The following is a 21,242-nucleotide window of genomic DNA, read 5'->3' as shown; positions in this document are numbered from 1 at the left end:
AGACACCCCAGCCCGTACGGGACGGGCCGCACGCCCGACCATGCGGCTGCCGCCCGCCGAGCATGCGGTCACGGCCCGTCAGACCGCCGGGACGAGCGACAACCACAAGCCCAGCCCTGCACGAGGCTCACCCCGCGACGGTGACGCACGAACGGGGCACTGCCGCTGCGACGCCCTGCCGGACCACGACAACGACAGGGAGAACGAGAACGAGAACGAGAACGAGACACGAGACACGAGACACGAGACACGAGACACGAGACGAACCCCACGACGCGGGCAGTCACCAGTGGTGCGCACAGACCAGGGCGAGACGACGCCGGGCGGGGTGGGTGGTGGTGCCGCGTCGTGGCGGGCCTGGCGGGAGCCGCGAGGAACGAGCGGCGGATGGTAGACGCGGCACCACCACCCACCCCGCCCACCCAACCCAGCCACACGCCGTCGGGCACAAGAACCACGGTTCTACCTCGACCGACCGGGGTTCTACGTCGGGGGACCAGGGTTCCGTTTCGGCGGGTCAGGGTGCGCGGAGCACTCCCAGGAGGCGCACGACCTCGTCGCGCATCGCGTCACGGCCGGCGCCGAGGTACTTGCGCGGGTCGACGACGGTGGGGTTCGCGTCGAGGTAGGCGCGCAGCGCCGTCGTGAGCGTGTTGTTGAGATGGGTCGAGACGTTGATCTTGGTCATGCCGGTCTCGACGGCGCGCGTGAGGTCCGCGTCGGGCACGCCGGACGACCCGTGCAGCACGAGCGGCACGGGCACGGCGGCGCGCAGCTCGGCGATGCGCGCGAAGTCGAGCGAGGCGGTCCGGTCGGTCATGGCGTGCGAGGACCCGACGGCGACGGCGAGCGCGTCGACGCCCGTCGCCTCGACGAACGCGACGGCCTCGGCGGGGTCGGTGCGCACGCCGGGTGCGTGCACGCCGTCCTTGCCCCCGACCTTGCCGAGCTCGGCCTCGACGAACACGCCACGCGCGTGCGCCTCGGCCACGACCGCGGCGGTCGCGGCGACGTTGTCGTCGTAGTCGAGCGCGGAGCCGTCGTACATGACGGACGTGAAGCCGAGCCCGATCGCCTCGGTGACGAGGTCGCGGTCCTCCGCGTGGTCGAGGTGCACGACGACCGGCACGTCGGCGGCGCGCGCGATCGCGAGGGTCGCGGCGGCGATCGGCTCGAGCGCGCCGTGCCAGCGCGCGGCGTTCTGGCTGATCTGCAGCACGACCCCGGACCCGACGCGGGTCGCGGCCGCGACGAACGCCTCCGCGTGCTCGACCTGGATGACGTTGAACGCGCCGACGCCGCGCCCTTCGGCGCGGGCGGGGTCGAGCAGGCGGTCGGTGGTGACGAGGGGCATTCAGGTCTCCGGTTCGGTGTGGACGTGGGTGTGCAGCCGGTCGACGTCGGCGCGGTCGACGGCGCCCGCGACGGGCTGCAGGACGGCCGCGGCGGACGTCGCGGCGGCGAGCGCGAGGCGTCGCGCCCAGGGCTGGTCGGGGTCGACGGCGAGCGCGGCCATCGCCGCGTCGCCGGCCCCGGTGGGGTTGCCGGCGACGGGCTCGGCCAGGCGTGCCCGGCCGACCACGACGGGCCGCGCGGTGTCGGCGCCGGGCGCGTACGCGGTGAGCCCGCGCTCGCCGTCGGTCACGACGACGGCCCGCGCGCCGCGCCGGAACAGCTCGGCGACACCGTCGACCAGGTCGTCCGCGCCGGTCGCCTCCGCGAGCTCGGACCGGTTGGGCTTGAGCAGGTCGGCCCCGGCGTCGGCGGCCCACAGCAGGCCGGGGCCCGAGACGTCGACGTGGACGCGCGCGCCCGCGCCGTGCAGCGCCCCGACGAGCCCGAGGACGCGCTCGCGCGTCGTGCCGGGCGGCAGCGACCCCGAGACCGTGGCGACCACGGCCGACGCCGCGGCTCCGGGCGGAGCCTCCGGGCCGACGTCGGGCACCCCGACGCCTGCGGGCGGCCGGACCTGCGCGACGCACGCGGCGACGAGCGCCGCCCACTCCGCGTCGTCGAGCGCGGGCCCCGGCTCGTTGAGCACGGTGGGGTGCCCGCGGTCCTCGGGCCCCGCCTGGGCGGGGACCACGGCGACGGACTGGCGCACGGCGCCGGCCACGGGCACGACGGCTGCCGGCTGACCGTCGGCGTCGAGGTCCGCGGCGAAGGGTGCGGCGAGCGGGCCGCCGAGCGGGCACACCGCGACGCTCGGTGCCCCGAGCACGCGGGCGACGCGCGCGACGTTGACGCCCTTGCCGCCCGCGCGGCCGACGACCGTCCGCACGCGCAGGGACTCGCCGGGCACGAGGCGGTCGACGCCGTACGTGACGTCCCACGCGGGGTTCGGGGTGAGCGCGACGACGCGGGCCGTCACGGGGTGACCCCGTCCGCGGTGACGAGCGCGCGAGCGGCCGGGGCGACGGCGGGTGCCGACACCGCGTGCTGCCGCGGCACGTCGTGACCGGCGGCGCGCGCGGCGTCCCAGCCCAGCAGGGCGGCGCCGTGGACGCCCGCCGCGGAACCCAGCTCCGCCGGGACGAGGCGCGGCACGGGGTGGATGGTGAGGTACGAGCGGACGGCGGCGTCGAGCGGCCGCAGCAGCGCGTCGCCCGCGCGCACGAGCCCGCCGCCCACCACGACGACGGGCAGCGCGAGCGACCGCACGAGCTCCGCGACCAGCTCGCCGAGCCGGTCGACGCCGCGCTCCCAGACGGCGCGCGCGACGTCGTCCCCGGCCTCGGCCCGCGCGAGCACCTCGCGCGCGCCCGGGACGTCGTCCGCCGACGCCCCGGTGAGGCGGCGGTAGTCGCGCGCCATCCCCGCGGCCGACGCGAAGGTCTCGGCGCAACCGCGCCCGCCGCAGGGGCACGGCTCACCCTCGCGCGCTCCCCCGTGCCCGATCTCGCCGGCCCAGCCGTGCGCCGCGTACGGCTCGCCGCGCAGGATGACGGCCGCCGCGATGCCGGTGCCGACGGACACGTACGCGTGGTTGTGCGCCCCGCGCCCCGCTCCGAGGCGCCACTCGGCGAGTCCGCCCGCCCGCACGTCGTGCCCGAACCCGACGGGCAGCCCCGTCGCCTCCTCCGCGTGCGCCCGCACCGGCAGGTCGACCCAGTCGAGGTTCTCGGCGTTGACCACGACCCCGTGCTCCTCGTCGACGGTCCCCGGCACGGCGAGCCCGACGGCGGCCACCTCGCGGCCCGCGGGGACGCGCTCCCGGACGGCGGCGATCGCCGCGAGGACCGCGGCGAACGACGCCTCGGGCCCCTCCTGGGCGCGCGTCGGCGTGACCTGCTCGAGGAGCACGCCGCCCGCGTCGACGAGCGCCGCCTTGATGTCCGTTCCGCCGACGTCGAGCGCGACGACGACGGGGCCGTCGGGGCGGCCCGCGCCCTGCCCGCCGACCGTCTCGGCGGACGGGGCCGGCGGGGTCGTGCGCGCGCTCACGACGCCGGTGCGTCGAGGATGATCGACCGCGTGAGGTTGCGCGGCGCGTCCGGGTCGAGGCCCTTGCGCTCCGCGTTCGCGACCGCGAGCCGCTGCAGCCGCACGAGCGTGACCTGCGGGTCCTCGTCGAACCGCACGGCCAGCGCCCCGGTGCGCTCGACGTCGTCCACGAGGCCGGGGACCTCCGCGCCCAGGAGGTACACGACGCTCGTGGCGTCGGAGATGCTGATCGGGCCGTGGCGGTAGTCCATGGCCGGGTACGACTCGGCCCACGCGAGCGACGCCTCGCGCATCTTCAGCGCGGCCTCGTTCGCGAGCCCGACGGAGAACCCCCGCCCGAGGAAGGTGAACTGCGAGCGGTCGAGGTGCTCGGCGGGAACCTCCCACGTCACGGCCTCCTCGGCGGCGAGCGCGAGCTTCTCGACGTCGTCCCCGAGCGAGGCGCGCAGCAGGCTCAGGGCCGCGGTCGCGAACCGGGTCTGCACGACCGACTGCTCGTCGGCGAACTCCATGACGACCGCGTCGTCCGCGGCGGTCGCGCCCGGGGAGGTCGGGTCGCCGACGAGCACGAGGGTGCGCAGCTCGCCGCGGAACGTCTCGAGGAGCTGGAGGATCTCCGTCGTCGTGCCCGACCGCGTGATGGCCACGACGCGGTCGTAGCGGCGCGCGGTCGGGAACTCGCTGCCCGCGAACGCGTCGGTCTCGCCCAGCCCGAGCTCCTCGCGGCGGGCCGCGTACGCCTGCGCCACGAACCACGAGGTCCCGCACCCCACGACGGCGACGCGCTCACCCGCCTGCGGGAGGACGTCGGTGCTCCGGGCGGCGAGCTCGGCCGCCCGGCGCCACACCTCGGGCTGGCTCGCGATCTCCGCGCTGACGTGGGTCGTGGTCATGGTGCTCAGTACCTTTCTGCGATGCAGCGTCCGGCGGGCGCCGGGCGCGCGTGACCGACGCCGCTACACGACGACGACCTCGACGCCCGCCTCACGGAGGGGGTCGAGGACGTCGGTGGTGGCGCCGCTGTCGGTGACGAGGGTGGTGACCTGCGAGATCTCGCAGATCTGGGCGAAGGAGCGGGTGCCGACCTTGTCCGACGTGCCGACCGCGACGACCGACCGGGACCGCTCGACGAGCGCCGTCGTCACTCCGGCCTCGTCGGGGTCGCCGCACGTCAGGCCCGCGGCGGCGTCGATGCCGAGCATCCCGAGGACGAGGACGTCGAGCCACAGCGTGCGCGCCATCTGGATCGCGGCCGGGCCCGTGAGCTCGTAGGACTGCGCGCGCGCCGTGCCGCCGAGGCAGACGGTGCGGACCTGCGGGCGCAGGACGAGCTCCGTCGCGATGTTCAGCGCGCTCGTCACGACCGTCAGCGCGTGGCCGCTCTGCTGGAGCGCGTCCTCCGACGTCTCCTCCGTCTGCTCACCCAGCGCCTTGGCGACCAGCGTCGTCGTCGTGCCGCCGTTGAGGCCGACGACGGGCGCGGTGTACCGCTCGAGGACGAGGGCGGCCGCCGCCGCCGCGACGCGCTGCTTGTCCTCGACCTGCTTGCTGTACCGGCGCGGCAGCCCGTACGCGACGGACGCCGCGACGACGCCGCCGTGCGTGCGGTGCGCGAGCTGCCGCGCGGCCATCTGGTCGAAGTCGCGGCGCACCGTCGACTCGGAGATGCCGAACTCGTCGGCCACCTCCGTCACGGACAGGCGGCGACGGTCGGCGAGGAGGGCGAGCATGCGCTCCCAGCGGACGGACTTGCTCAGACCGGCGAGGCCGGGCTGGTCCGCGAGGTCGCCCGTGAGGTGTGTGGTCATTTGATACTCCCTGCGGTCAGGCCTCCGACGAGGCGCTTCTCGATGATCGCAAAGAGGATGATGACGGGGACGATCGCCACGATCGAGACCCCGAACACGTACTGCCACGCGGAGTCGTACTGCCCGATGAACTTCGTCAGAGCGACCGACAGTGGCTGGTTGCCTGCCGTCGAGAGGATGACGAGGGACGCGGCGAACTCGTTCCACGCCGCGACGAACGTGAAGATGATCGCGGTGACGATGCCGGGCCACACGAGCGGCAGGTTGATGCGGAACAGGACGGTCCACCGGCCCGCGCCGTCGATCTGCGCGGCCTCGTCGACCTCCTTCGGCACGCTCGCGAAGAAGCTGTGCATGATCCACACCGCGAACGCGAGGTTGAACGCCGCGTTGACGAGGATCATCGCGAGCCACGTGTCGACGATGCCGAAGGCGAGGAACTGCCGGAACAGACCCGCGACGAGCACCGCCGGCTGGAGCATCTGCGTGACGAGCACGAGGAACAGGAACGCGAGCCTGCCGGGGAACCGGAACCGGGCCGTGTAGTAGGCCGCCGGGACGGCGACCACGAGCACGAGGACCGTCGCAAAGACCGAGATGACGATCGTCGAGACGAGGTTCTGCGGCAGCGGCGTCTCCGGCGTCGACCACATCGACACGTAGTTGTCGAAGTGCCACTCGTTCGGCAGGTACGTCGGCGGGATCTGGAGGATCTCGGGCCGGCTCTTCAGCGAGCCGAACAGCATGACGAGGTACGGGACGAGGAAGATCGCCGCGACCAGGAACCCCGCGATCACGCGGCCCGTGATCGAGCCGTGCGCGCCGGGGCCGCCCGTGCGGTACTTCGAGGCCTTGCGGCGGGGCTGCGGGGTGCGCGCGCCGGACGGGGTCGACGCCGGGGCGGGACCGTGCTGCGTCGTGGTGCTCACTCGTCCACTCCCTTCATGGGCTTGACGATCCGCATGTACGCGACGATCACGAGGATGACGATCGCGAAGTTCACGACGGACAGCGCGGACGCGAGGTCGACACGACGGTCCGACTGGATGAGCTTGAAGATGAGCGTCGTCGTCGTGTCCGCGTCGTAGCCGGGGATGGAGCCGGTCATGATCCGCAGGATCGGCAGCGAGTTGAAGACGTTGATGATGTTGATGAGCGCCGCCACCGACAGCGCGGGCTTGAGCTGCGGCAGGATCACCGAGAAGTACGTGCGCGACCTCGACGCGCCGTCCATGCGCGCGGCCTCGACGACCTCGTGCGGGACGGCCTGGAGGCCGGCGAGGATCGTGTACGTCGTGAACGGGAGGGACACGAACACCGCGACGACGATCGCCACGAGGAAGGCGGACGTCGCGTTCTTCGTGAAGCCGTAGTCGGCCACCTCGAGGATGCCGATGTCGGCGAGGAACTGGTTGAAGATCCCGTAGTTGGGCTGCAGGCCGTAGTAGACGACCGTCGTCGTCATGACGACGCTCGCCGCCCACGGCACGATCACGGCCAGGCGCACGAGCTGGCGGCCCGGGAACTGCTTGTCGAGGAAGTTCGCGAGCGCGAGCGAGATGACGACGGTCAGCCCGACGACCACGACGACCCACACGACGGTGTTGAGCAGCACGCGCGGCAGGGCGTCGATCGCGAAGACGTCGGCGTAGTTCTCGAGACCCGCGCTCCCCCGGTCCACCCCGGACTGCGAGATGTCGCGCGTCGAGTTGAAGATCATGACGCCCGCGGGGAACAGCACGATCAGGGCGATGAGGGCGATGCTCGGCCCGATCCACGGGAGGGCGGAGAGCGTGCCGCGCCAGGTGCGGCGGGAGCGGTCGTCCGCGCCCGGTGGCGCGGCGTGGTGGTCCGACGGCGGCGCGGGGCTCGCCGTCGTGGCACCGGCCTGGGTGCCTGTCGTGTCGGTGGTCATCGTGTGGTCCTCAGGGTGCCGGGGTGAGGTCGTGGACGGTGCGAGGGCGACGGCGCGCCGGGCGGCGGGGTGGGGATCCCGCCGCCCGGCGGTCGTCACCGACGCGTCACTCGTCGGCCTTGCCCTGGATCTCGGTGAGGACCGACTGCGCGTCCTTGCCCTGGGCGACCTGCCCGACGAGGGACTGGATCGCCCCCTGCGTGGCCGACCACTGCGGGTTCGTGGACGGGTAGAACTGCGCGTCGGGCAGCAGCTCGAGGAACGGCGCGATCGACTCCTTCGTCGCGAGCTCCTCGCCGCCCGACTTCGTCACCGGGATGAAGCCCTCGGCGTCGACCCACGGCACGTAGACCTCGGGCGAGTAGTAGTAGTCGAGGAACGCCGTGATCGCGTCCTGCTTGTCGCCGTCGTTCTTGAACGCCATGAGGTGGTCGGCGACGCCGAGCGTCACGGGCGAGCCGTCCTTCGTCGCGACGGGCGCCGTGCCGTAGTTCAGGTCGGGGTTCTTGTCCGCGATCTGGCCGATCGTCGGGGGAAGGCCCACGATCATGCCGATCTTGCCCTGGATGAACACGTCGATGAGCGGCGTGCGGTCGGTCGCCCCCGCGTCGGGCTGGGTCACGCCGTCCACGGCGAGGCTCTGGAAGAACTGCGTGGCCTCGAGGTTCTCCGGGGTGTCGACCGTGATCTCGGACGCGTCGCCGTAGCCGCCGCCGTTGCCGAAGAACCAGATCGCCGTCTCGGCCTGCGCCTCCTCGGAGCCGAGGGGCAGTCCGTAGCCGTACGTGCCCCCGCCGAGCGCCGAGATCTTCGTCGCGGCGTCCTTGAGCTCGTCCCACGTGGCGGGCGGAGCCTCGGGGTCGAGGCCGGCCTGCGTGAACAGGTCCTTGTTGTAGAACATGGTGCGCGCCGACGCGATGAGCGGCAGGCCGTACTGCGTGCCGTCCATCGACGCGTTCTCGACGAAGGACTCCTGGAAGTCCGCGATCGTGTCGGGCGAGAGCACCTCGTCCGCCGGGTAGAGCAGGTCGTCCTCGACGAAGCCCGCGAACGCGTCGATGTTGAGGATGTCCGGCGCCTGGTCCGACTGCACCTTGGTGCGCACCACGTCGTTGATGTTGTCCCAGGACTGGACCTCGAGGTTGACCGTGACGTCCGGGTTCTCCTCCTCGAAGCCCGCGATGACCGTCTCCCACAGCGACTTCGTCTGGTCGGAGTACGTCGGGACGAGCAGGTCGATGGTCGTGCCGTCGCCCTCGTCACCGCCACCGCCGCCCTGCCCGCCGAATCCGCACGCCGAGAGCGCCAGCCCCGCGACCGCCGTGAGCGCCACCAGGCGCAGCGGCCGGCTCGCCGTCGAGGCCGTGCGCCGCGTGTTCGCGTCCTTCATGTCCTTGTCCTCCGCTTCGTTGCCATGAGGTCGATCGGTCCGGTCCGCGTGAGGCACACGGCCCGGGAGGAACGACCGGATCTGTCATCACCATTGATAGATCACGATCGTTTCCTGCTCGTTACCGTCACATAGAAGCATGTTACGCGGGAGGGCGTCCAGAGTCGAGCAGATTCCGTCACCGAACCGTCACCTTCGAGCATGCCCGGCGCTCACCCCGGCCGCGAGAGCAAGGGCTCGCGGAGGCAGACCCCGATCCCGCGGGAGAGAACCGGGAGCTGACCCGAGGGAGAGACCTCACCGCTCCCCGCCCACCTGAGTCCCCTGCGCGTAGCGCGGGGTCCGTCGCACGGCCGACTCCGTGTGACGCGCGCGATGCGTGATCTCCTCCTCGAGGTGGACCCGCGCCGCGGGCGGTGCGCGTACGCTGCGGGTGGGTCGTAGGACGACGGCAGGGGGAACTGCTCGACCGACGAGAGACTGGACGCCGTCCGACCCGCACCAGCTCATGAACATGCTCACCTGGACTGCCGTAGACGACGGGACCTGGCGCGCCCGCAACGCCTCGCGCGAGTACGTGATCCGCCGCGAGGGTTCCGACACCTGGACGCTCGACGGGCCCGGACGCACCTGGGTCGCGCTGCCGAACCTCGAGGTCGCCCAGGAGGTCGCCGCGGTCGCCGACGAGGTGCATCACGACGACGACCTCCTGACCAGCTACCGCGTCGTCACGGCGACCGGGGCCCGGCGTGGCGAACCGTTCGGCGCGGGCAGCGACGACGACGCGATGGACGTGCTCCGGGCCCGCCGCCGCGCCGGGAACCTCCCGCTCGCACCGTTCCGGCTCGAGACGAGCGACGGGCGCACCGTCGGCTCGTGGGAGAAGGCGGCCGAGATCCCTGCCCGCTCCGCCACCTCGCACGACGGGACGGCCGGACCGGTCTGACGCGCGGGGTGCGGCTCACGCCGAAGTCGGCCGCGAGGCGGGCGCGCGGTCGTGCGCGCGGTCGTGCCGTGGAGAGCCCCGGGCATCCGTGCGAAGGTGGAGGGACAAGCGTCGAACGAGGGAGTTCCGATGTCGAGCACGACCCGTCCGTCCGCCCGCCGCCGGGCGCACCGCGCCCGTCTCGCCGGGGCGACCGCGCTCGTCGTCGGGGTCGTGCTGGCGGCGCCGGCCGCGGCCGTCGTGCCGTCGGTATCGGAGACCGTCGCACCGGAGTCCGTCGCACCGAAGGCCGCCGGGCCCGAGGCCGCCGCCACCGCGGCCTCCGACGACACCTACGACGTGATCTTCGACGGGACCGCGGAGTCGTTCGAGGCCTGGGAGTACGCGGGCGACGGCGGGTTCGACCTGCTCGACGACGGGACGATCCGCTCCCGGGCGGGCGCGGGCGGCGGGTTCGGCACGCTCTGGTACCCGGTGCGCCAGTACGGCGACTTCTCGCTCGTCGTGCAGTTCCGCGACGACGCGCCCGGGGACGCGCGCGCCAACAGCGGCGTGCAGGTGCGCTTCCCCGACCTGTCCGGACCCGTCGAGGGGTGCCCGACGACGTTCAACGGCAACGAGACGGGCAACCTCTCGTGGATCGCGGTCAACTGCGGGCACGAGATCCAGGTCAACGACTCCCCCGAGGGCGGGTCGAACGACCCCCGCAAGACCGGGTCGGTCTACGGCTTCGCGGACATCGGCCTCGACCGTGCGATGCCCACCGCGAAGGGCACGTGGAACGAGCTGGAGGTCCGCGTCGTCGGGCAGCACTACACGGTGATCCGCGACGGGGTCGTCATCAACGAGTACGAGAACCTGCCCGGCGTCCCGTTCCCCGGCCGCCCGCTCGACCCGGACTCGAGCACCCGCGGCCTCGTCGGGTACGTCGGGCTCCAGGCCCACGGCTCGGCACCGGACGTCGTGTCGTACCGCGACGTCCGGGTCCGGGAGCTCCCGCCCGTCCACGTCGAGGTCGATGCGCGGTGCCTGGCCGGGACGGCTCACGTCGCGGTGCGCGCGCTGAACGTCGGGGAGGAGCCCGTCGACCTCACCCTCGGCACGCCCGCGGGCGAGCGCTCGTTCACCGGCGTCCCGGCAGGCCGCAACGCCTACCAGTCGTTCAGCACGCGGTCCGCGTCCGTCGAGCCGGGCACGGCCACGCTGACCGTAGCGACCGGCCACGGCCCCGCCGTCGTCGAGACCCCGTACGCGGGCGTCGACTGCGCCTGAAGAGCCGCGACGCCGGCCGGTCACGCCTGTGAGAGTGGAGCGCGTGCGACCCTTCGACGAGCTGATCACCGAGGCAGGGCAGGCGGACGTCACCGGCTGGGGGTTCGGCTGGCTCGACGGCCGCGCCACCGAGGAGCGCCCGCCGTGGCGCTTCGTGTCCCTCCTGTCGCAGCACCTCGGGCAGGCGGACGCCGCGCTCGACCTCGACACCGGTGGCGGAGAGGTCCTGGCGGAGGCGCTCGGGGCCGCAGCGGACCGGGGCGATCCCACCCCCGCGACGCTCGTGGCCTCCGAGGCGTGGGCGCCCAACGCCGCTCGCGCGCGCGAGCGCCTGGCCCCGTGGGGAGGGCGCGTCGTCGTCCCGGTCGACGGCGCGCTCCCGGTCGCCGACGCGTCGTTCGTCCTGGTCACCGCACGGCATCCCGTCGCGCCGGCATGGTCCGAGATCCACCGCGTGCTGCGCCCGGGCGGCACGTACCTCGCCCAGCACGTGGGCCCCGGCTCGGCGTTCGAGCTCATCGAGGCGTTCCTCGGGCCGCAGCCCGAGGCCCGCACCGGCCGAGACCCGGAGGACGAGGCGGCGCAGGCGCACGCCGCCGGCCTCGACGTCGTCGAACTCCGCACGGCCACGTGCCGCATGGAGCTGCACGACGTCGGGGCCGTCGTCTGGCTCCTGCGCAAGTGCGTGTGGTGGGTCCCGGACTTCTCGGTCGACCGCTACCGCGGCGTCCTCGAGGACCTCGACGCGCGGCTGCGGGCCGGCGCGCGCGACGACGGGACGACGTCCACCCCGTTCGTGGCGCGCTCGACCCGCCACCTGGTCGTGGCGCGCCAGGCGGGCTGACCCGGGCGCGCGTCCTGGTCGGCCCGCCCGGTGACCGTCAGAGGAACTGGCTCGCCGCCTGGTAGCCGCTGATCGCGCCCAGGATGAAGCCCACGGCGGTGCACGCGATCGCGACCGCGAGCGCGATCTTCGCCGTCTTCTCGTTCCGGCGGGCCGCGATCGCGGAGAAGACGATCGCGAGCACGCCGAACACGATCGGCAGGAAGAACACCGCGATCGGGCTGAACACGTACGCGAGGATCGTGCGCCAGGTCATCGGCTGCGGACCGACGGGGGCGTACGCGCCGTAGCCCGGCTGCCCGCCGTAGCCCGGCTGCCCGCCGTAGCCGGGCTGCCCGTACGGCGCGCCGTACGGCTGCTGGCCCTGCGGCAGGTTCGGCGCCCCGTAGGGCTGCTGGCCCTGCGGCGGGTACGGCGCCACGGGAGGAGCCTGCGGCGCCATCTGCCCGTAGGCCGGCTGGTGCTGCTCGGGCTGCGCGGGCTGGCCGTACGCGGGCTGGCCCTGCCCGTACGGCGCCTGCGCCCCGTAGTGCCCGGAGGCGGCCGGCTGCCCGTAGGCCGGCTGGCCCTGCTCGTACGGCCCGGGGGTCTGCGGGGGCTGCTGGGCGTCGCCGCCCGGGTGCTGCTGGTACGGAGGCTGGCTCACGGCATGTTCCTTCGTCGCGGGTGGCGCCGTCCCGACGGCGGCGTGGTCCGAAGGCTAGCGCCTCGTGACCCGGCGCGGCGCCTCGCGCAGCTCCACGAGAGGTCAGGAGCAGCGGGAGGAGCCGTACGGGACGGCGGGGTCCGGGGCCCTACGACCCTGCGGGCACGGAGATCTCGACGAGCCCTGCGTCGCCGAGGTCGCGCGTCGCGACGACGACGCCGCGCTCGCGGTAGTCGCCCACCCGCGGAGTCGTGGAGAGTTCGACGAGGGCGCCGAGGTCGGCCCCCGCGCGCACCCGGACGCCCTGGCCTGGCTCGGCGACCCGGTAGACGACGCGGCGCGTCCGCCCGGCGAGCTCGAGGTCGACGGCGAGCCCGTCGGCCGTCGCGGGCAGCACGGGGTCGACGACGAGGGTCCCGGGCTGCTCCGTGAGCCCGAGCACGCCCTGGACCAGCTGGCGCAGGTAGATCCCGGGGCCGCTCGAGTACACGCGCCACCCGCCGCGCACTCCCACGCTCCCGTCGCGCAGCCGGTCGAAGTCGCGGGCGAAGCTCTGGCGGTCCGGGAAGTCGGCGTCGCTCGACGAGAAGTACGCGTTGCGCTGCCGGGGCGCGGCGTGCGCGAGGCGGCGGCCGAGGTCGACCGGGCTGATGCGCAGGAGCTCGTCGAGCGCGCGGCCGCGGCCCAGGGCCGCGAGCGCCTCGACGTAGCGGATGTGCGCGTGCACGTACATGAGGCCGATCTCGCGGCCGACGTTCGCCGCCTGCTCGGCCCGCAGGAACGTGTGCGGGACGCCCTCGTCGAACGCGGCGGGGTGGTCCATGAGGCGCACGCCGTCGGGGAAGTGGAGGTGCTCGACCACGAGGCGCTCGTGGTCCTCCGCCTCCTGCGGCGTGAGGATGCCCGCGATGATCGACTGCGTCATGGGGATGAGGCGGTAGCGCATCCCGGACACGGTGTCGGACGGGTGGATGACGAGCTCGTCGCCGTCGGCCCCGTGGCGCACGTACCCGGCCAGGACGCCGTCGACGAGCGCGCGCTCGCGCAGGTCCGCACGCACCTCGGCGGCCAGGGCCCCGGCGCGCTCCGAGAGCGCGGGGTCGCCGCCGGACGTGGTGCGCGCGAGCAGCGCGGCGGCCTGCACGAGCAGCGCGGACGTCCAGGTCGACGCGAGGTCCGTGCGCATCCGCGGGTCGGCCGGCTGGAGCGTGTCGTCCCAGTCGCCCTCGCCGTACGCGGGCAGCGCCGTACCGGGCAGGCGGTCGCGGTCGAGGTGGTCGAGCAGCCGCGCGACGTGGTCGCGCACGGTCGCCGCGGCGTCGGGCCCGGACGCGGCCGGGCGCCGGTGCGCGTGGTCCCAGAACGGGACCGGCTCGTCGAGCATCGCGAGGTCGCCGCTCGCGTCGAGGTACTGGGCGAGCGCGAACAGCGGCCAGACCACGACGTCGCCGTGCGAGGAGTCGTTGTAGCGCTCGCCGTACGCGTCGAACATGAACCACTGCGGGAACTCGCCCCACGTGTGCTGGTGCGCGAGGACGCGCAGCACGATCGCCCGCGCGACCTCGTACCGACCGCCCGCGAGCGCGAGCTCGAACGGTCCCTGGCACACGTCGCGCGTGCCCCACGCCGCGCCCGAGTACTGCTCGAGCCCGTGCGGGACGAGGAAGTGGATCAGGGCGTCGTGGGCGTACCAGGGCACGAGGAGGTCGAGCTCCTGCGTCTCGAGCTCCGCGTGGGGCGCGAACCGCAGGCCGCGCACGACCCCGCGGACGGTCGCGAGGTGGCCCGCGAGCGTCGCGTCGAGGTCGGCGAGCGGGTCGTGGGTCGACCCGGCGAGCGCGAGCGCGGCGTCGGCCCCGTCCAGCGAGCCGGTGATCGCGAGCCGGAGCGCGCCGGTGTCGGTCGCGCTCGTGAGGCGGTGCGCGGTCCCGGCGGGGGCGCCCGCGGAGCTCTCGGGGTCGAGCACGACGGGCGCGCTCGACGACACGACGTACCGCAGGTCGGGGTAGTGCGCGTCGACGTCGCCGCCCGGGACGGGGTGCACGACGACGGCCTCGCCGGCGTCCGACGTCGGGGCGACGTGCTCGACGACCCAGCCGCCGGCCTCGTCGTCGAGCTCGAGCGTCGCGGTGACGTGGAGGGGCTGCTCGCAGCGCACGTCGACGTCGATGCGGTTCTCGCGGTCGTGCGCGACGGTCCGCACGTCGACGCGGCCGAGCGGCGTCTCGTAGACCCAGCGGACGCCGCCGACGTCGAGGACGAGCGCGGAGGGCAGCCCGAGGAGCCGGGGTCCGCGGCCGTCGTCGACGAGCACCCGCAGGCCGCTGCTCCGCAGCAGGTTGAGGTGGTGCCGGTGCACCGTCGCGAGCCGGTTCGCCGTGGTGTTGCCGAGGACGACGTGCGACGCGAAGACACCCGGCGCGAACGCCGTCGTGGAGAGCACGTGGTCCGTGGGCAGCACGTCGTCGCCCGCCTTGAGCACGTGCCCGTGCGAGCGCTCGGTGACGGTGTCCTTGCGCGCGTCGACGACGTGCGTCCCGGTCGCGGTGAAGAACGACAGCAGCGTGCCGTCGGCGTCACGCTCGGGCAGCAGCACGTCGTCGGCGCCGAGCCCGACGGCCGCGAGCAGGTCGGCCTCGCCGAGCTCGTCGCCCGCGAGGAGCTCGGCGTCACGCAGCACGGACGCGGTCCGCGGCAGCGGGGTGGTCGAGCGCTCGTCGGCGGCGGCGGCGACCGCGGCCGCCGCCCAGCCGGCCACCTCGTCGAGGTGCGCGGCGAGCGGTCCGGGCGCGTCGGGGTCGACGACGGTGACCGCGTGCACGCGGGCCGCGCCGCCCGACAGGTCGAGGGGGCGGGACACGAGGGTCGGCATCGCGTACTCGTACTGGAGCACCGCGGAGTCGACGGTCCCGAGCAGGCCGTGCGGGACGCCGTCGCGCCGCGACCGCGCCGTGAAGACCTGGAGCGAGTCCGTGAGGTGCGCGACCGCGCCCTCGACGAGGAACGCGACGGCGAGCGGGAGGCGCGGCTGCGCCGACATGGTCTGCCGGCTGACGAGCACGGTGCCCGCGTCGGGGTGCTCCATCGCGCGGTGCAGGAGGTACTGGCACACGTACGGCTCGCTCGACAGCGCGGCGGCGGGCGGCGCGAGCGCGAGGTCCTGCGCGTGCACGACGTCGTAGCGCGTGTCCGCCGGCGTGCTCGCGCCCGCCGTGAGGTCGACGCGCCAGACGAGCGTGCGCCCGTCGAGCGTCAGCGCGACGCGCGTGGCGAGCCCGAGCGCCTCGCCCGACCACACGACGCGGTCGGTGCCGACCTCGACCGACGTCACCGCGGGCGCCGACCCGGTCAGTCGCGCGACCTCGACCGCGCCGTCCGCGCGGGTCGCGCGCAGCAGGACGCCACCGGGCATGCGGTCGTGCTCGCCCGGCAGGTACTGGTTGACGAGCAGGCCGCCCGTGCTGACGGCGCGTACGTCGCCGCCGCCCGTGAGCTCGACGGTCAGCTCGCCCGAGGCGAGCGTCGCGCCCGCGAGGGTGGTCGTGCCTGCGGGGCTGGCGGTGAGGGTCACGCGGTCTCCTGCTCGGTGGTGCGGTGCGCGGGCGCTGCGGGGGTCGAGCCCTCGGGGCGCAGCAGCGCGAGGAACTGGTCGAAGAGGGCGACCATGTCGACGTTGTCGGGGTCCAGCAGCCACTGGAGCTGGAGGCCGTCCATGACGGCGGAGAAGAGCTGGCCGATCGCCTGGGGGTCGACCTCCGGGCGCAGCTCGCCGCGCGCGACGGCGTCCTGGAAGCGCGTGTCGTCCTGGTGGCGCAGCGCGCGGTAGCGGTCGCGCACGACGTCGTGGGCCGGGTGGGCGGCGTCCGTCGCCTCGGCCGCGACGACGACATGCAGGGACACGAGCCCGGGCGTCTCGGCGTTGCGCCGGACCTGGTCGCGGATGGTCGTGAGGAGGTCCGCGCCCGCGGCCTCGTCCTCGGTGCGCCGCACGAGGTCGCGCCGGTCGCGCTCCTCGAGCGTCGCGGTCAGGAGGCCCGCCTTGCTGCCGAAGTGGTGCAGGAGCCCGGCCTCGGAGATGCCGACGCGCGCCGCGATCTCGCGCAGCGAGCTGCCGCGGAAGCCCTGCTCGCCGAACACCTCGACGGCGGTGCGCAGGATCTCGCGGCGGCGCTGCTCGCCCCGGACGATGCGCCGGTCGGGCAGGCCGGCCGCCGTCGTGCCGCGGGCCGCGGTCGTCGTCCCACGGCTCCCCGAGCCCCCTGCCGTCCCCGTCGTGGCGGCGCCACCAGCGGAGTCGCTCTCGTTCATCACCGTCTCCTTCGCCAGGTCTGTCGGCGCCAACGGTACGGCCTGGGCGCCCCGCTTGAAAATACTAACCGAGCGCACGCTAAGGTAGTTTCACCAGTGGCTCGCACGACGAGCCGACTGCTCGATGAGGAGAGGAATGCTCATGAAGCTCGGACGCAAGGCGGTCGCCATCGGCGTCGTCGGACTCCTGGCCCTGACCGCGTGCGGTCGCGCGGACGACGAGTCCACGGGTGGTGAGGCCGATGCCGGGTCCACCACGACGGTGGACGACGCGCCCGCGGAGGGTGACATCACGATCTGGGCGATGGGTGAGGAGGGCGAGAAGCTGCCCGACTTCGTCCAGGGCTTCACGGAGGAGAACCCCGACGCGAACGTCGAGGTCACCACCATCCCGTGGGCCGACGTCATGACGAAGTTCCAGACCGCAGTCGCGGCAGGCACCGTGCCCGACGCGATCATGATCGGCTCGTCCTTCATGCCGACGATGGTCGCCACCGGCGGCCTCGCGCCCGTCCCGGACGGCCTCGTCGACAGCGCCGACTTCGTCGAGGGCGCCGCGGCCTCGACCGTCGCCGACGGCGTCGACTACGGCGTGCCGTGGTACGTCGAGACCCGCGTCCTGTACTACCGCTCCGACCTGGCCACGGCGGCCGGGGTCGAGGCGCCCACGTCGTGGGAGGAGCTCACCTCCTTCGCGCAGGCGATGCAGGCGAACGGCTCGACCTACGGCCTCCAGCTCCCGATGGGCGACGCGGAGGACTCCACGCAGGTCATCCTGCCGTTCTACTCGCAGGCCGGCGGCTCGGTCCTCAACGAGGCGGGCGACGCGTTCGACCTCGACAACCAGGCGATGGTCGACGCGCTCGACTACTACGCGTCCTTCTTCACCGACGGGCTGTCGCCGCTGTCCGGCTACGGCGACTCGCAGAACAGCGCGTTCGTCGACGGCTCCGACCCGGCCTTCATCTCCGGCCCGTGGATGGTCAACGTGCTCGCCGACCTCCAGGGCGAGGACTGGGTCGAGCAGAACGTCGCCACCGTCCCGGTGCCCGCGGGCTCCGCGAACAACGACTCGTACATCGGCGGCGCCCACCTCGGCGTCTTCGCCGAGGCCAAGAACGCCGACGGCGCCTGGAAGCTCGTGCGCTGGCTCGCCCAGCCCGAGACGCAGCAGGCCTGGTTCGACGCGACGAGCGACCTGCCCGCCCTCACCACCGCGTGGGACTACGAGCCCCTGACGTCCAACCCGCGCACCCAGGTGCTCCAGGAGCAGCTCGAGAACACGATCGCCCCGCCGACCGTGCCGAGCTGGGACGAGCTCTCCGCGACGATCGAGACCGAGGCCGAGAAGGTCGCGAACGGTCAGGTCACGTCCGAGGACGCCGCCAAGGCGATCCAGGCCAAGGCCGACACGCTCGGGCTCGGCTGGTAACAGGGCCCGTCAGTCATGACCACCACCACCGAGGGACGGCGCCGGCGTACGGCCGGCGCCGTCCACCGGCGACGGCAAGCGCTCGTCGCCTGGCTGTTCGCTCTCCCGTTCGTCGCAGTCTTCGCGGTCTTCATGCTGGGGCCGCTGCTCGCGTCGTTCGGGATGTCGTTCTCGGACCTCACGATCCGTGACATCAAGACGCCGTTCGCGGTGAACTTCGTCGGGCTCGAGAACTTCACCGGCGTCTTCCAGGACGAGCTGTTCCGCAAGGCGCTGCTCAACACCTTCTACTTCGTCCTCGTCGGCATCCCGCTGACGATGGTGCTCGGGCTCGCACTCGCCGTCGCGCTCAACTCGGGCATCGAGAAGTTCCGCAGCGTCTTCCGCGTCGGCTTCTACACGCCCGTCGTGACGTCGATCGTCGCGGTGGCCGTCGTGTGGCGCTTCATCCTCCAGGACTCCGGCCTCGTCAACACCGTGCTCGGCTGGGTCGGCATCGACGGCCCGGACTGGCTCAACGACAGCGCGACGGCGATGCCGTCGATCATCGTCATGGCGGCGTGGCGCAACATGGGCACGCTCATGATCATCTTCCTGGCCGGCCTCCAGGCGATCCCGCGCGACGTCTACGAGGCGGCCGAGGTCGACGGCGCCGGCTCGTGGCGCCGGTTCCGCTCCATCACGGTCCCGCTCATGCGCCCCACGCTGCTGCTCGGTGCGGTGCTGCTGTCCGTCGGCTTCCTCCAGGTGTTCGAGGAGCCGTTCGTCATGACCAAGGGCGGCCCGGTCAACTCCACGCTGACCATCAGCTACTACGTCTACAACCAGTTCGGGTACGGCAACTACGCGTTCGCCTCCGCGGCCGCGTACGTCCTGTTCGCGCTGATCGCCGCGCTGGCCGCCGTCCAGTTCCGCCTGCTGCGGTCGAAGGAGGATTGACATGACCGTCACGTCCTCGCGGACCACCCCCGCGACGTCGACGCCGGAGGGCGCGCCCCGCCGTCGGGCGCGGCGCCCGATCCGCTGGTCGCGCGGCGCCACGTACACGGCGCTCGTCGTCGGGCTGCTCCTGACCCTCATGCCGTTCATCTGGATGGCGCTCGGCAGCTTCAAGACGCAGGGCGAGCTGCTCCAGCGCCCCATCACGTGGTGGCCGCAGAACCCCACGCTCGACAACTACGAGCGGTGGCTCTCCCAGCTCAACTACGGGCAGTACTTCACCAACTCGATCGTCGTCGCCGTCGCCGTCGTGCTCGGCAACATCGTCTTCTGCTCGATGGTCGGCTACGCCCTCGCGAAGATGAGCTTCCCCGGCAAGCGCGTGCTGTTCGCCCTGGTCATGCTCACGCTCATGGTCCCGGGCGTCGTCACGCTCGTGCCGATGTTCGTGCTCGTGTCCAACATGGGGCTCGTCAACACCTACCCCGCGCTCATCCTGCCCTTCCTGGCCGGACCGCTGGGCGTGTTCCTCATGCGGCAGTTCATGCTCGGCATCCCCGACGCGCTCATCGAGGCCGCCCGGATCGACGGCGCGGGCGAGTTCCGGGTCTTCTTCCGGATCGTGCTGCCCCAGTGCGGGCCGCCGCTCGCGACGCTGAGCATCCTCACGTTCCTCGGGTCGTGGAACAACTTCCTGTGGCCCCTGGTCGTCGCGCAGACCGAGAACATGTACACCCTCCCGGTCGCGCTCTCGCTGTACTCGGTCGGCTCGAACGGCACCTACTACGGCCTGCTCATGGCCGGGTCCGTGCTCGTCGTGACGCCGATCCTCATCCTGTTCCTGTTCCTGCAGCGCTACTTCGTGCAGGGCATCGCCATGACCGGCATCAAGTGACCGGCGACCGACGAGGAGAGCCTGTGTCGATCACCTTCCCCGAGTCCTTCGTCTGGGGCGCCTCGACGGCGGCCCACCAGATCGAGGGCAACAACGTCAACAGCGACTGGTGGGCGCGCGAGGTCGACCCGGCCTCGACCCTCGCCGAGCCGTCGGGCGACGCCGCCGACTCCTACCACCGGTACGCCGAGGACATCCGGCTGCTGGCCGAGTCCGGGCTCACCTCGTACCGGTTCTCGATCGAGTGGGCGCGCATCGAGCCCTCCGAGGGCAGGTTCTCGGGCGCCGAGCTCGACCACTACCGCCGCATGGTCGACTGCTGCCTCGAGCACGGCGTCACGCCGCTCATCACGCTGCACCACTTCACGTCGCCGCGGTGGTTCGCGGAGGACGGCGGCTGGACCGACCCGCGGTCCGTCGAGCGGTTCGCGCGGTACGTCGAGCACGTGCTGCCGCTGCTCGACCGCGCGTCGCACGTGTTCACCATCAACGAGCCGAACATCCTCGCGATGATGATCACGGCCGCCAAGGGCGCCGAGCAGCTCCAGGCGGGCACCATGCACGCGCCCGACCCCGTCGCGACCGAGCACCTCATCGCCGCGCACCGCCGTGCCGTCGAGCTCGTCCGGACCGTCGGGGTGCCCGTCGGGTGGCCCGTCGCGCCGCAGCAGTTCTTCGCCGACCCCGGCGCCGAGGAGGTCCTGCGCGAGTACGCCTACCCGCGCGAGACCGTCTTCCTCGAAGCCGCGAAGGGCGACGACTTCATCGCCGTCCAGGCCTACACGCGCACGCGCATCACGGTGGACGGCCCGCTGCCCGCCCCGGAGGACTCCGAGAAGACGCTCACCGGGTGGGAGTACTACCCGGCCGCCATCGCGGAGGCCGCCCGCCTCGGGTACGAGATCACCGGCCTGCCCGTCCTGGTCTCCGAGAACGGCATCGCGACGGCCGACGACGCGCGGCGCATCGACTACACGCGCGACGCCCTGCGCGCGCTGCACGCCGAGATGGAGGCGGGGCTGCCGCTGTTCGGCTACCTCCACTGGTCGCTGCTCGACAACTACGAGTGGGGCTCGTTCGCCCCGACCTTCGGGCTCGTCGCGTGGGACCCGGAGACGTTCGAGCGCACGCCCAAGCCCAGCCTCGGCTGGCTCGGCGGCGTCGCGCGCGGCACCGTCTCGCTCGACGACTGATCGGGAGGCCCCCGACGACACAGGCGGTGCCGGGCACGCGACCACGCGAGGAGTGCCCGGCACCGCATCGCCCATGACGACTCGCGAACCTCGCGAATCGGTGCTTTCCCTGGGCAAGGATCTGGGCTAGGTTCGGCCATCGTCCGGCGTCCGCGTGGACCCGACACCCCGAACCCGAGGAGGCGGCCCGTGGTGCGTCAGTCTGGTGCA

General features: G+C 73.2%; 18 protein-coding genes. 7 read left to right on the top strand and 11 right to left on the bottom strand.

The features are described from left to right. Positions 1-517: 517 nt before the first annotated feature. From FIC82_RS02445 to FIC82_RS02410, 8 genes are all read right to left on the bottom strand, one after another. Positions 518-1,354 carry a class II fructose-bisphosphate aldolase gene (locus FIC82_RS02445; protein WP_154797421.1) on the bottom strand — a complete coding sequence of 279 codons (837 nt, stop codon included), beginning with the start codon at positions 1,352-1,354 and terminating at the stop codon, positions 518-520. Further along, a complete protein-coding gene (locus FIC82_RS02440; protein ID WP_168731423.1) occupies positions 1,355-2,371 on the bottom strand; it encodes a 1-phosphofructokinase family hexose kinase in 1,017 nt (338 codons plus the stop codon). Continuing rightward, positions 2,368-3,444, bottom strand: a complete 1,077-nt coding sequence (locus FIC82_RS02435) for an ROK family protein (protein ID WP_168731422.1) — start codon at positions 3,442-3,444, stop codon at positions 2,368-2,370. The genes FIC82_RS02440 and FIC82_RS02435 overlap by 4 nt, the downstream gene beginning before the upstream one ends. Then, positions 3,441-4,337 carry an SIS domain-containing protein gene (locus FIC82_RS02430; RefSeq protein ID WP_154797420.1) on the bottom strand — a complete coding sequence of 299 codons (897 nt, stop codon included), beginning with the start codon at positions 4,335-4,337 and terminating at the stop codon, positions 3,441-3,443. The genes FIC82_RS02435 and FIC82_RS02430 overlap by 4 nt, the downstream gene beginning before the upstream one ends. 63 nt (positions 4,338-4,400) lie before the next feature. Further along, positions 4,401-5,252: a DeoR/GlpR family DNA-binding transcription regulator gene (locus tag FIC82_RS02425; RefSeq protein ID WP_154797419.1), complete on the bottom strand. Its 852-nt coding sequence runs from the start codon at positions 5,250-5,252 to the stop codon at positions 4,401-4,403. After that, positions 5,249-6,181: a carbohydrate ABC transporter permease gene (locus tag FIC82_RS02420; protein ID WP_253691358.1), complete on the bottom strand. Its 933-nt coding sequence runs from the start codon at positions 6,179-6,181 to the stop codon at positions 5,249-5,251. Before FIC82_RS02420 ends, FIC82_RS02425 begins: the two co-directional genes overlap by 4 nt. Continuing rightward, a complete protein-coding gene (locus tag FIC82_RS02415; protein WP_154797418.1) occupies positions 6,178-7,167 on the bottom strand; it encodes a carbohydrate ABC transporter permease in 990 nt (329 codons plus the stop codon). The genes FIC82_RS02420 and FIC82_RS02415 overlap by 4 nt, the downstream gene beginning before the upstream one ends. Before the next feature lie 106 nt (positions 7,168-7,273). Next, positions 7,274-8,557 (bottom strand): extracellular solute-binding protein, encoded by a 1,284-nt coding sequence (locus tag FIC82_RS02410; protein ID WP_154797417.1) that lies wholly within the window; start codon positions 8,555-8,557, stop codon positions 7,274-7,276. Between the two features lie 514 nt (positions 8,558-9,071). On the opposite strand from FIC82_RS02410, the gene FIC82_RS02405 reads away from it, so the two are divergent. The 3 genes from FIC82_RS02405 (at position 9,072) to FIC82_RS02395 (ending at position 11,619) form a co-directional block, all read left to right on the top strand. Continuing rightward, positions 9,072-9,503, top strand: coding sequence for a hypothetical protein (locus FIC82_RS02405; protein WP_154797416.1), 432 nt, complete (start codon positions 9,072-9,074; stop codon positions 9,501-9,503). A gap of 129 nt (positions 9,504-9,632) precedes the next feature. Beyond that, entirely contained in the window at positions 9,633-10,775 is a 1,143-nt protein-coding gene (locus tag FIC82_RS20955; RefSeq protein WP_253691356.1) for a 3-keto-disaccharide hydrolase, read from the top strand. 43 nt (positions 10,776-10,818) lie between these two features. Continuing rightward, a complete protein-coding gene (locus FIC82_RS02395) occupies positions 10,819-11,619 on the top strand; it encodes a class I SAM-dependent methyltransferase (RefSeq protein WP_168731421.1) in 801 nt (266 codons plus the stop codon). Between the two features lie 37 nt (positions 11,620-11,656). On the opposite strand, the gene FIC82_RS20755 is transcribed toward FIC82_RS02395, so the two are convergent. The 3 genes from FIC82_RS20755 to FIC82_RS02380 form a co-directional block, all read right to left on the bottom strand. Continuing rightward, complete coding sequence (locus FIC82_RS20755) at positions 11,657-12,265, bottom strand: hypothetical protein (RefSeq protein ID WP_154797415.1); 609 nt, start codon at positions 12,263-12,265, stop codon at positions 11,657-11,659. Positions 12,266-12,413: 148 nt separating this feature from the next. Further along, positions 12,414-15,836, bottom strand: coding sequence for a GH36-type glycosyl hydrolase domain-containing protein (locus FIC82_RS02385; RefSeq protein WP_154797414.1), 3,423 nt, complete (start codon positions 15,834-15,836; stop codon positions 12,414-12,416). Further along, entirely contained in the window at positions 15,833-16,573 is a 741-nt protein-coding gene (locus FIC82_RS02380; protein WP_154797413.1) for a TetR/AcrR family transcriptional regulator, read from the bottom strand. The genes FIC82_RS02385 and FIC82_RS02380 overlap by 4 nt, the downstream gene beginning before the upstream one ends. Before the next feature lie 142 nt (positions 16,574-16,715). Here FIC82_RS02380 and FIC82_RS02375 point away from each other — a divergent pair, with 142 nt between their 5' ends. The 4 genes from FIC82_RS02375 to FIC82_RS02360 are packed head-to-tail and all read left to right on the top strand — an operon-like array spanning position 16,716 to position 21,032. Continuing rightward, positions 16,716-18,005, top strand: a complete 1,290-nt coding sequence (locus FIC82_RS02375) for an extracellular solute-binding protein (protein ID WP_168731420.1) — start codon at positions 16,716-16,718, stop codon at positions 18,003-18,005. A gap of 15 nt (positions 18,006-18,020) precedes the next feature. Continuing rightward, complete coding sequence (locus FIC82_RS02370; protein ID WP_047230920.1) at positions 18,021-18,944, top strand: carbohydrate ABC transporter permease; 924 nt, start codon at positions 18,021-18,023, stop codon at positions 18,942-18,944. A 1-nt stretch (position 18,945) separates the two neighbouring features. After that, positions 18,946-19,839, top strand: coding sequence for a carbohydrate ABC transporter permease (locus tag FIC82_RS02365; RefSeq protein WP_154797411.1), 894 nt, complete (start codon positions 18,946-18,948; stop codon positions 19,837-19,839). Between the two features lie 23 nt (positions 19,840-19,862). Next, complete coding sequence (locus FIC82_RS02360) at positions 19,863-21,032, top strand: glycoside hydrolase family 1 protein (protein WP_336240256.1); 1,170 nt, start codon at positions 19,863-19,865, stop codon at positions 21,030-21,032. Positions 21,033-21,242: the final 210 nt, after the last annotated feature.

This window comes from Cellulosimicrobium protaetiae (assembly GCF_009708005.2).
GTDB classification, from domain to species: Bacteria; Actinomycetota; Actinomycetes; order Actinomycetales; family Cellulomonadaceae; genus Cellulosimicrobium; species Cellulosimicrobium protaetiae.
The sequence above is the reverse complement of the archived record's forward strand: the minus strand, read 5'-3'. Positions and strand labels throughout refer to the sequence as shown.

Excerpts from the sequence above, each read along its gene's own strand:
- FIC82_RS02425 (WP_154797419.1), bottom strand. The coding sequence starts at position 5,252 with ATGACCACACACCTCACGGGCGACCTCGCGGACCAGCCCGGCCTCGCC.
- FIC82_RS02445 (WP_154797421.1), bottom strand. The coding sequence starts at position 1,354 with ATGCCCCTCGTCACCACCGACCGCCTGCTCGACCCCGCCCGCGCCGAA.
- FIC82_RS02405 (WP_154797416.1), top strand. The coding sequence starts at position 9,072 with ATGCTCACCTGGACTGCCGTAGACGACGGGACCTGGCGCGCCCGCAAC.
- FIC82_RS02430 (WP_154797420.1), bottom strand. The coding sequence starts at position 4,337 with ATGACCACGACCCACGTCAGCGCGGAGATCGCGAGCCAGCCCGAGGTG.
- FIC82_RS02415 (WP_154797418.1), bottom strand. The coding sequence starts at position 7,167 with ATGACCACCGACACGACAGGCACCCAGGCCGGTGCCACGACGGCGAGC.
- FIC82_RS02375 (WP_168731420.1), top strand. The coding sequence starts at position 16,716 with ATGAAGCTCGGACGCAAGGCGGTCGCCATCGGCGTCGTCGGACTCCTG.
- FIC82_RS02410 (WP_154797417.1), bottom strand. The coding sequence starts at position 8,557 with ATGAAGGACGCGAACACGCGGCGCACGGCCTCGACGGCGAGCCGGCCG.
- FIC82_RS02380 (WP_154797413.1), bottom strand. The coding sequence starts at position 16,573 with ATGAACGAGAGCGACTCCGCTGGTGGCGCCGCCACGACGGGGACGGCA.
- FIC82_RS02365 (WP_154797411.1), top strand. The coding sequence starts at position 18,946 with ATGACCGTCACGTCCTCGCGGACCACCCCCGCGACGTCGACGCCGGAG.
- FIC82_RS20955 (WP_253691356.1), top strand. The coding sequence starts at position 9,633 with ATGTCGAGCACGACCCGTCCGTCCGCCCGCCGCCGGGCGCACCGCGCC.
- FIC82_RS02370 (WP_047230920.1), top strand. The coding sequence starts at position 18,021 with ATGACCACCACCACCGAGGGACGGCGCCGGCGTACGGCCGGCGCCGTC.